The following is an 11,276-nucleotide window of genomic DNA, read 5'->3' as shown; positions in this document are numbered from 1 at the left end:
ATATGGTTAGCACTCTTGTCAGTATTCCCGGATATCGCATTAGTGAAGAACTCTACAATGGTTCGAGAACAATAGTTTATCGCGCAGTTCGAGAAACTGACTCAGCACCAGTAGTCATTAAACTGCTGAAAAATCCTTATCCCAGTTTTAGCGAACTGTTGTTATTTCGCAACCAATACACCATTGGCAAAAATCTCAAATCCCCCCTAATTATCCAAACCTATAGCCTGGAAGCAATCAATAATGGCTATATGTTAATTATGGAAGACTTTGGGGGAATTTCTCTCAAGGATTATTTTACAAAAAATCAGCGTGTCACATCTAGAGAGGAGTTTTTAGTTTTAGCGATCGCACTCTGCGACACCTTAGACTTACTCTATCATGAGCGGATTATCCACAAAGATATTAAACCCAGCAATATCTTAATTAATCCTGAAACTAAACAAGTTAAATTAATCGATTTTAGTATTGCTTCCCTATTACCCAGAGAAACCCAAACCCTAGTTAATCCCAATGTCTTGGAAGGAACACTGGCTTATATATCTCCAGAGCAAACAGGGAGAATGAATCGAGGAATTGATTATCGCACAGATTTTTATTCTTTGGGTGTAACATTTTTTGAATTACTGACAGGAGAATTACCATTTGCATCTAATGATGCGATGGAATTGGTACATTCTCATCTTGCTAAAAATCCCCCATTAATACATGAAATTAATCCAGATATCTCTTCGGTTATTTCAGAAGTCGTTAATAAACTGATGGCGAAAAATGCCGAAGATAGGTATCAGAGTGCATTAGGATTGAAATTTGATTTAGAAAAATGTTTAACTCAGGTAAAAGAAACTGGCGAAATTCAAAGCTTTGAAATTGCTAGTCGAGATGTGTGCGATCGCTTCATCATTCCTGATACACTTTATGGACGAGACAAAGAAGTTCAAACCCTACTAAAAGCATTTGATAGAGTTAGCCTTGGCACAACAGAAATGATGCTTGTTGCTGGGTTTTCTGGAATTGGAAAAACAGCCGTTGTCAACGAAGTGCATAAACCAATTGTCAGACAACGCGGCTATTTTATTAAAGGTAAATATGACCAATTTCAACGGAATATTCCCTTCAGTGCCTTTGTGCAAGCATTTCGCGATTTAATGGGGCAATTGTTAACAGAAAGTGATGTGCAAGTTCAAATATGGAAACATAAAATATTAGAGGCTGTTGGGGAAAATGGACAAGTCATTATTGACGTTATACCCGAATTAGACAACATTATTGGCAAACAACCACCAGCTACAGAACTATCAGGAACAGCCGCACAAAATCGCTTTAATTTATTATTTCAAAAATTCACTCAAATTTTTACAACTAAAGAACATCCCTTAGTCATATTTTTAGATGATTTGCAATGGGCTGATTCTGCTTCATTAAAGTTAATGCAGCTATTAACGGCTGATACAGGTCATCTTTTCATTATTGGAGCTTATCGTGATAACGAAGTCACCCCTGGACATTCATTATTGATGACCTTGAGTGATATCCAAAAGACACAAGCCACAATTAACAAGATTACTTTAGCACCTCTGAGTCAAGGAAAAGTAAATAAATTAGTGGCTGATACACTCAAATGCTCAGAAGATTTGGCATGGAATCTTTCTAAATTAATCTATCAAAAAACTTTAGGCAATCCATTTTTTACTACCCATTTTCTGAAGGCATTATACCAGGAAAATATCATTTACTTTGATTTTGAATTGGGCTGTTGGCAATGTGATATTTCCCAAGTGGCAATCCAAGCAGTCACAGATAATGTTGTGGCTTTTATGAGTTCGCAATTGCAAAAATTACCGCCATCAACTCAACAGGTATTGCAGTTAGCTGCTTGTATTGGTAACTCTTTTGATTTAGCCACTTTAGCAATTGTTGCCGAACAATCCGAAATTGAAACAGCAGCTTGTTTATGGAAAGCATTACAAGAAGGTTTGATTGTACCAATTGGTGATGTTTATAAGTTTTATGTTGGGCAAGAAACTCAAGTATCTACTTCAGAAAAGCAACAAACTGTTAATTACAAATTTTTACATGACCGAGTCCAACAAGCGGCTTATTCTCTAATTCCTGATGACCAAAAACAGGTAACTCATCTACAAATTGGACGATTACTTCAGCAACGATTGTTAGAACATGAGCAAGAAGAAAGACTATTTGATATTGTTGGTCATCTAAATCAAGGTTTGGGATTGATCACTCAACCAAACGATCGCCAAACCCTAGCCCAATTAAACTTTCAAGCAGGGGTAAAAGCTAAAACTGCTACTGCTTATAGTGCCGCTACCGAGTATTTCCAAACGGCGATCGCCCTTTTAGAGTCCAACTGCTGGCAAACACAATATGAATTAGCCCTAAATTTGTATGTAGCAGCTGCCGAAGCCAGTTATTTGAATGGTGACTTTGAAAGCATGGAACACCAGGCTGCACTAGTATTGCAGCAGGCGCAGACGATTTTTGACAAAGTAAAGATTTTTGAAATTCAAATCGCCGCCCAAACAGCTCGCGGCCAGATGTTAGAAGCGATCGCCATCGCCAGAGACGCACTAAAAGAATTTGGCATAGACTTACCCACACAAGCAGACGAAACTCAGATTGGCAAAGCCTTACAAGACTTGCAAGCCCAACTCAACGGTAGGGAAATTGCTTCACTCATAGACTTACCCATAATGAGTGAACCCAAAGCGATCGCCGCAATGCAATTGTTGAAAATTTTGTTTGCACCCATATTGGTTGGCAATCCGAGTCTATTACCCCTGCTGAGTGCAACAATGGTACGCTTATCGCTGCAATTTGGTAATAATCCCGCCTCAATCATAGGATATGTAACTCATGGCATGATGTTATGTTCTTTTTTTAACGAGGTGGAAACTGGCTACGAGTTTGGTTATTTAGCTATCTCCTTACAGGAAAGATTCAACAACCAAGCGATAAAGGGCTTTGTTGCTGGTATTTTTGGCGGTTTTATCCAACATCGCCAACAATCGCTGTTAGCAACGCTATTGACCATGAAAGAAGCCTATACAGGTTGTATGGAAACTGGCAATTTTCTCTATGCTGGCTATGATATGCAGGGTTATGCCTATATGGCACTGTTCGCTAATGTAAACTTAGATACTTTGTCTGCCGAATTACCTGCTTTCAGTCTGTTTTTGACCCAAGTGAAACAAGATGCGACTTGTATTCTAGTAAACTTAGTGCGTCAAGTATTGGAGAATTTGCAAGAAACAGTCAGTCAACCCGATAGCTTAATTGGCACTTTTTACGATGAAACACTAATGTGGCCGAAGCATCAGCAAGACAACGATCTTGTGCCTATCGCTTTTGCATATATCTACAAACTGATGCTTGCTTACTGGTTTAGCAATTATCAGGCTGCCCTTGACTATATTCACCAAATCCAGCCCTATTTTATGGCAGCAGCCGGATCTGTGCATATTGCCATTTTCCACTTTTATGCTGCCCTCACACATCTAGCACTTTTACCCAGTCAGTCGCCAACCGATTCAGCAGACATTCTAGTTGAGATGCAAAGCCATCAAACTATTCTGCATCAATGGGCGCAACAAGCCCCCATGAATCACCTGCATAAATGGTATTTAGTAGAGGCTGAACGTCATCGGGTTTTGGGTGAAAAAATCGCAGCAACTGAATGTTATGACAAGGCAATTTCTGGGGCGAAAGCTAACAAATACATACAAGAAGAAGCACTAGCTAACGAACTAGCTGCAAAATTCTATCTTGATTGGGGCAAACAGCGTATAGCTCAAGAATACATGATTGAAGCCTACTATTGTTATGCTCGTTGGGGAGCAAAAACCAAAGTCGCCGATTTAGAAAAACGCTATCCCCAATTACTCGCCCCCATATTACAACAAAACCGTTCGCCTTTTTCCACTAACGAAACTATTTTACCCTTGGGGACTTTCACAAAAAGCAGTGCTTCAGCCTCTAGCAGCAGTGTCTCCGATACTCTAGATTTAAAAGCAATTCTCCAAGCATTTCAGACAATTTCTGGTGAAATCAAACTAGAAAAACTGCTTGTATCGTTACTTTCCATCATCATCGAAAATGCTGGCGCAGATAAATGCGTGTTAATGCTGTTGCAAGACAATCATCTATTAATTCAAGGTGCAATTACCCAAGGAACAAAACCAGTCTTGTTGCAAAGTCTTTCTATTGAAGATAGCGAAGATATTCCCCACAAGCTAATTTACAAAGTCAAGCATAGTCAACAAACTGTTGTTTTATTGGATGCAACCGCAGATATCAGCTTAACTCACGACCCCTATATTATCCGTCAACAGCCTCAAAGTATCTTGTGCAGCCCGATTTTGCATCAAGGTAAGTTGTTGGGCATTTTATATCTAGAAAATAATTTAGCACAGGGGGCGTTTACGAGCGAACGCATCGAACTACTCAACCTCATCTGCGCTCAAGCCGCCATTTCCCTAGAAAATGCCCAACTTTATCAACGTTCTCAGGAATCTGCTCAAGAATTAAAGCGATCGCTCCATGAGTTACAAACTGCCCAATCCCGCTTCCATAATCTAGTAGATAACGTTCCTGGGGTGGTGTATCAATTCCTGATGGCTACCGATGGTTCGGTGTCAATGTCATACATGAGTAGTGACTGTTATAACCTCTATGAAATCAGTGTTGAGGAAGCGATCGCCAATGTGCAGATCCTCATAGATATGGGACATCCAGAAGATATTGAATCTTATTATCAGTCGGTTGCAGATTCAATTCAAACCTTAACTCCCTGGCTGTGGGAGGGAAGAATTATTACACCTTCTGGAATTATTAAATGGATTCACGGAGAAGCAAGAATAGAAAAACTGGTTGATGGCACATTAATTTGGGATGGACTGTTGTTGGATATTAGCGAGCGTAAACAAGCTGAACTGGCTTTGCAACAAGCCCAATTACAAATCATTCAAAGTGAAAAAATGTCTGCCTTGGGTAACTTAGTTGCTGGTGTCGCCCATGAAATGAATAATCCTTTAGGTTTTATTTCTGCCAGTCTTAAACAAGCTAAACCCACACTTACTGATATTGTTGAACATTTGAAAATCTATCAAGCAACTTTAAGCGATAAAACTGAAGAAATCCTCGACCACGAGTCAGAAATTGATTTGGATTATACCATAGAAGACTTGCCCAAAATGCTCGATTCCATGACAATGGCTTGCGATAGATTAAAAAATATCAGCACTTCTCTACGCACTTTCTCCCGTGCTGATAGAGATTACAAAGTACCATTTAATATTCATGAAGGCATTGATAGCACAATCTTAATTCTCAAACATCGTCTCAAGGCTAACGAACAACGTCCAGCGATTGAAATAATCACTAACTACGGTAATTTACCCCAAATAGAATGTTTCCCTGGGCAATTAAATCAGGTATTTATGAATATTCTAGCTAATGCAATTGATGCATTAGAAGAATCAAACAACGTCCGGAGTTTTGCAGAAATCAAAGCTCATCCCAACTGTATTAACGTAACAACTTCTAGGGAGAACCATCTTATCAAAATTGCTATTGCAGATAATGGTAAGGGCATGAGCGAAGAGGTAAAACAAAAAATATTTGACCATTTATTTACTACCAAAGCTGTCGGTAAAGGCACAGGTTTAGGTTTGGCTATAGCTAAACAAATTGTTGAAGAAACCCACGGTGGAAAATTGTCTTGCCAATCTATTATTGGTGAAGGCACTGAATTTATCATTAATATGCCGTATAAATTGTAGCTCTACTTATCCATCTGGGAATACTAGATTGAGAAAATATCAGATGAGCGTAATATGGTTAGCACTCTTATTAGTATTCCCGGATATCGCATTAGTGAAGAACTCTACAATGGTTCGAGAACAATAGTTTATCGCGCAGTTAGAGAAACTGACTCAGTACCAGTAGTCATTAAACTGCTGAAAAATCCTTATCCCAGCTTTAGCGAACTGTTATTATTTCGCAACCAATACACCATTGGCAAAAATCTCAACTCACCCCTGATTATTCAAACCTATAGCCTTGAATCTCTGCACAATGGCTATATGTTAGTCATGGAAGATTTTGGCGGTATTTCCCTCAAGGATTATTTTTCTAAAAATCAGCGTGTTACATCTAGAGAGGAATTTTTAGTAATAGCGATCGCACTCTGCGACATCCTAGATTTACTCTACCATGAGCGGATTATCCACAAAGATATCAAACCCAGCAATATCTTAATCAATCCTGAAACTAAACAAGTTAAATTAATCGACTTTAGTATTGCATCATTATTACCCAGAGAAACCCAAACTCTAGTTAACCCCAATGTTTTAGAAGGTACACTCGCTTATATATCTCCAGAGCAAACAGGGAGAATGAATCGGGGGATTGACTATCGCACAGATTTTTATTCTCTGGGTGTGACATTCTATGAATTATTGACAGGAGAATTACCCTTTGCATCTAATGATGCGATGGAATTGGTACATTGTCATATCGCTAAACATCCCCCATTAATACATGAAATTAATCCAGATATCCCCTCAGTTATCTCAGAAATAGTCGGTAAATTGATGGCGAAAAATGCCGAAGATAGGTATCAGAGTGCATTGGGATTAAAATTTGACTTAGAAAAATGTTTAATTCAGCTAAAAGAAACTGGAGAAATTCAAAGCTTTGAGATTGGACAAAGGGATGTGTGCGATCGCTTCATCATTCCTGATACACTTTATGGTAGAGAAACCGAAGTTCAAACCCTACTAGAAGCCTTTGAACGTGTCAGTCAAGGCGCAACAGAAATAATGCTGGTAGCAGGGTTTTCTGGAATTGGGAAAACTGCGGTTGTCAACGAAGTGCATAAACCCATTGTCAGACAACGCGGCTACTTTATTAAAGGTAAATATGACCAATTTCAACAAAATATTCCGTTTTCGGCATTTGTGCAAGCATTCCGCGATTTAATGGGGCAATTACTCTCAGAATTTGATGCACAATTGCAAATTTGGAAAACCAAAATTCTGGAAGTTGTGGGTGAAAATGGACAAGTTTTAATTGATGTAATTCCCGAATTGGAACATATTATTGGCGCACAACCACCAGCTACAGAACTATCAGGAACTGCTGCCGAAAATAGATTTAATTTGCTCTTGCAAAAGTTTGTACAAGTTTTTACTAATCAAGAACATCCTTTAGTGATGTTTTTAGATGATTTGCAATGGGCGGATTCTGCATCGCTAAAATTGTTACAACTGTTGATGCAAGATACAAAATATTTATTGTTATTGGGAGCATACCGGGATAATGAAGTATCATCAACTCACTCATTTATCATGACGATAGATGAACTGAAAAAATCTGAAGTATTAGTTAATAAAATCATTCTCCAACCATTAAGTGAAGCCAAGCTCAACCAGTTAGTCGCAGATACACTAAATTGTGAATTATTGCCAGCACAATCTTTGACAACATTAATTTATCAAAAAACCAAAGGTAATCCTTTTTTCTCTACCCAGTTTCTTAAAGCATTAAATAATGAACAGCTAATTACCTTTGACTTCGCATCTCGCAATTGGCAGTGCGATATCGCTCGAATCAAAGCTTTAGCAATTACTGATGATGTGGTTGAATTTATGTCCCTACAATTGCAGAAATTCCCACAACACACTCAAAATATTCTCAAGTTAGCAGCTTGCATAGGGGCACAGTTTGATTTGCAAACATTGGCGATTATTTCAGAACAAGTACTAGAAGCGACTGCGGCAGATTTATGGAAAGCATTGCAAGAAGGGCTGATTATTCCGAACACGAAAATCTATAAATTCTTTGTTAAATTTGAACATATATCTAGTGATTATGCAGCAGCTAATCCAGTTTATCGATTTTTACACGACCGCGTTCAACAAGCAGCTTATTCCCTGATTCCTGATGAAAAAAAGCAAGTAACGCATCTGAAAATAGGACAGTTACTTCTGCAAAATTCTGCTGAAATAGAACGAGAAGAAAAACTGTTTGATATTGTGGGACATTTGAATCAAGGACAAGTATTAATTCATCAACCACAAGAACGAAAAGCCTTAGCAAAACTCAACTTAAAAGCTGGAAATAAAGCTCGAAATTCCACTGCATACACCGCCGCTAGAGAGTATTTTCAGACGGGAATTGAGTTATTAGAGATTAATTGTTGGCAAAGTCAGTATGAATTAGCTTTGAATTTGTATATAGCAGCAACAGAAGCCAGTTATTTGAATGGTGATTTTGACGCTATGGAACAACTTGCTTTCTTGGTGTTGCAGCAGGCACAGAGCATTATTGACAAAGTTAAAATCTACGAAATTCAAATTGCCGCACTCACCGCTAGTAGCCAAATATTAGCAGCGATCGCAGTAGGTAGAGAAGCTCTAGCTCAACTGGGAGTAGAATTACCCAGCCAAGTAGACGAAACGCAGATTAGGAAAGCCTTAGCAGCAGTGAATCAGCAACTCCAAAGCCGAGAAATTGCTGCACTGATAGATTTACCCCTAATGAGCGAACCTCAAGCTCAAGCTGCAATCCAGATATTAAGTATGTTGTTTCCACCAGTATTACTGGGAATACCTGGTTTAATGCCTATTCTCGGTGCGACGATGGTACGCTTATCGCTGGAATTTGGTAATACTCCCGCCTCAATCCCTGGCTATGCAATTCATGGGATGGTGATGTGTGCTTTTTTTGGCGAAGTCGAAATTGGCTATGAGTTTGGTAAATTAGCTCTCTCATTACTGGAAAAATTGAATGTTCCAGGTATGAAGTGCATCACTCTCAACCTTTTTGGGGCTTTCATCCACCATCACCGACAAGCACTGTTAACAACACTAATCATCCAGAAAGAAAGCTATCGGGCGGGGATGGAAAACGGTGATTTTCTCTACGCTGGCTATAGCATACAAGGGTATGCCTTTGGGAGGTTGTTCACAGGTGCAGAACTGAACGCTTTGGCAGATGAATTACATACTTACAGTACTGCTCTGGCTCAATTTAAACAAGATTCGGCGCGGATTTATTTGGATATGGTGCAGCAAACAGTGGCGCAATTTAGAGAAACAGTCAGCCAAAGCGATCGCTTAATTGGCACTTTCTATGATGAAACGGTGATGTTCCCGAAGCATGAACAGGATAGGGATCTCACTGCGTTCGCTTTTACCTATAACTACAAACTGTTACTTGCCTACTCTTTTGGCAATTATCACGCTGCCCTCGAATATATCACCCAATTTAAATCTTATTTAATGGCAGTGTCAGGAATGTTTTTAGTTCCCTTGTTCCATTTCTATGCAGCCCTGACCCACTTAGCACTTGTTTCCACAGAACCAGAGAAAATTTTCGCCGAAGTAGAAACCCATCAAAAAACTCTGCATCAGTGGGCGGAAAATGCACCCATGAATCATTTACATAAATGGCATTTGGTGGAAGCAGAAAAGTGTCGAGTTTGTGGCGATAAATTAGCAGCAATGGAGCATTACGAGCAAGCCATTACCCTGGCTAAAACTCACCAATTCCTCAACGAAGAAGCCTTAGCTAACGAATTGGCTGCCAAATTCTATCTTGATTGGGACAAAGAAAAAATTGCTCAAACCTACATGATGGAGGCTTATTACTGTTATGCCCGTTGGGGTGCAAAAGCCAAAGTCATCGATTTAGAACGCCGCTATCCCCAATTACTGCTACCAATTCTGCACAAACAACAACCGACTTTCAAACCAACAGAAACAATCCTGTCTATCTCCTCTCACACAATTCAAAGTTCCTCCCTGAGCAATACTAGCCTTTCACAAGCCCTTGATTTAGCAACTATTATTAAAGCCTTTCAATCACTTTCGTGCGAAATTGAGTTAGAGAAATTACTCTCAACCTTACTTCAAGTAATTTTGGAAAATGCTGGAGCCGATAAATGTGCATTACTGATGCCAAAAGGTGATTGTTGGGTAATTGAAGCATTATCTCAATTCCAACAAAGAGCCATAATTTTACAATCTCTACCCTGTGAAGAAATCGTATCTGTTAGCTTAATTAATCGAGTTAAAAATACTCTGGTTGCGGCTGTTGTAGAAAATGCCGTAGTCGAGCCAACTTTGCTGGCTGATCCTTATATTCTGCACCATGCACCCAAGAGTATTTTCTGTGCGCCAATTCTTAATCAGGGCAAATTGATGGGCATTTTATACTTAGAAAATAATTTAACATTGGGAGCATTTACCAGCGAACGCATTGAAATACTCAACTTACTCTGCACCCAAGCGGCAATTTCTCTAGAGAATGCCAAACTGTATCATCAATTAGAGAACTATTCCCATAATCTTGAACAAAAAGTAGCAGAACGTACTCAGGAATTAACAACAAAAGCCACTCAGCTAGAGTCAACACTCAATCAACTGTACTCAACTCAAGCCCAACTAATTCAAGCTGAGAAAATGTCCAGTTTAGGACAATTAGTTGCGGGAATTGCTCATGAAATTAATAATCCGATTAATTTTATCTATGGCAACTTATCAGCAGCCAATGAATATGTGACCTCCTTAATTGAGTTAAATCATTTATATCAGTCAATTTATCCGCAAACATTGCCAGAAATTGCCCAAAAGATTGCAGATATTGACCTAGAATTTATCTTAAATGATTTACCTAATCTCCTATCTTCGATGAAAGTGGGAGCAGAACGCATCCGTCAAATAGTGCTGTCCCTACGAAATTTTTCCCGCTTGGATGAATCAGAAATCAAAGAAGTAGACATTCACTCTGGTCTTGAAAGTACGTTGTTAATTTTGCAGCATCGACTTCAAAGTAATAGTAAACGTCCAGAAATTATACTCAGTAAACAATATGGAGTCTTACCTTTAGTTAATTGTTATGCTTCGGCTCTCAACCAAGTGTTTATGAATATCATCAATAATGCCATTGATGCTTTAGAAACATCAGATAACAATCGCCAACCAACTATTATGATTAAAACCGAATTAACTGAAACTAAAAATGTAATTATTCGGATTGCCGATAACGGTATAGGAATGAATCAATCGGTGCAAAATCAGATATTTAATCCATTTTTTACGACAAAACCAGTAGGTAGCGGTACTGGCTTGGGGCTATCAACTAGCTATTCAATTGTCGTAGAAAAACATTGCGGTCAATTAAGTTGCATTTCCGCACCAGGAGAAGGTACTGAATTTATCATTAAAATTCCTGTGTAAATTCTAGCTTTACCT

At 38.9% G+C, this 11,276-nt stretch carries 2 protein-coding genes; both read left to right on the top strand.

Features of this window, described 5'->3' with window-relative positions; genetic code table 11:
- Nucleotides 1-2: 2 nt before the first annotated feature.
- Nucleotides 3-5,798, top strand: a complete 5,796-nt coding sequence (locus HGR01_RS01470; protein ID WP_045869973.1) for an ATP-binding sensor histidine kinase — start codon at nucleotides 3-5, stop codon at nucleotides 5,796-5,798.
- Between the two features lie 54 nt (nucleotides 5,799-5,852).
- The gene (locus HGR01_RS01465) at nucleotides 5,853-11,261 is read left to right on the top strand and encodes an ATP-binding sensor histidine kinase (RefSeq protein WP_045869972.1); all 5,409 of its coding nucleotides are present in this window, start codon (nucleotides 5,853-5,855) and stop codon (nucleotides 11,259-11,261) included.
- Nucleotides 11,262-11,276 lie beyond the last annotated feature (15 nt).

Origin of the sequence: Tolypothrix sp. PCC 7712 (assembly GCF_025860405.1) — a bacterium.
Taxonomy (GTDB): domain Bacteria; phylum Cyanobacteriota; class Cyanobacteriia; order Cyanobacteriales; family Nostocaceae; genus Aulosira; species Aulosira diplosiphon.
Note: the sequence above shows the minus strand (reverse complement) of the source record. Positions and strands in the feature narration are given on the sequence as shown.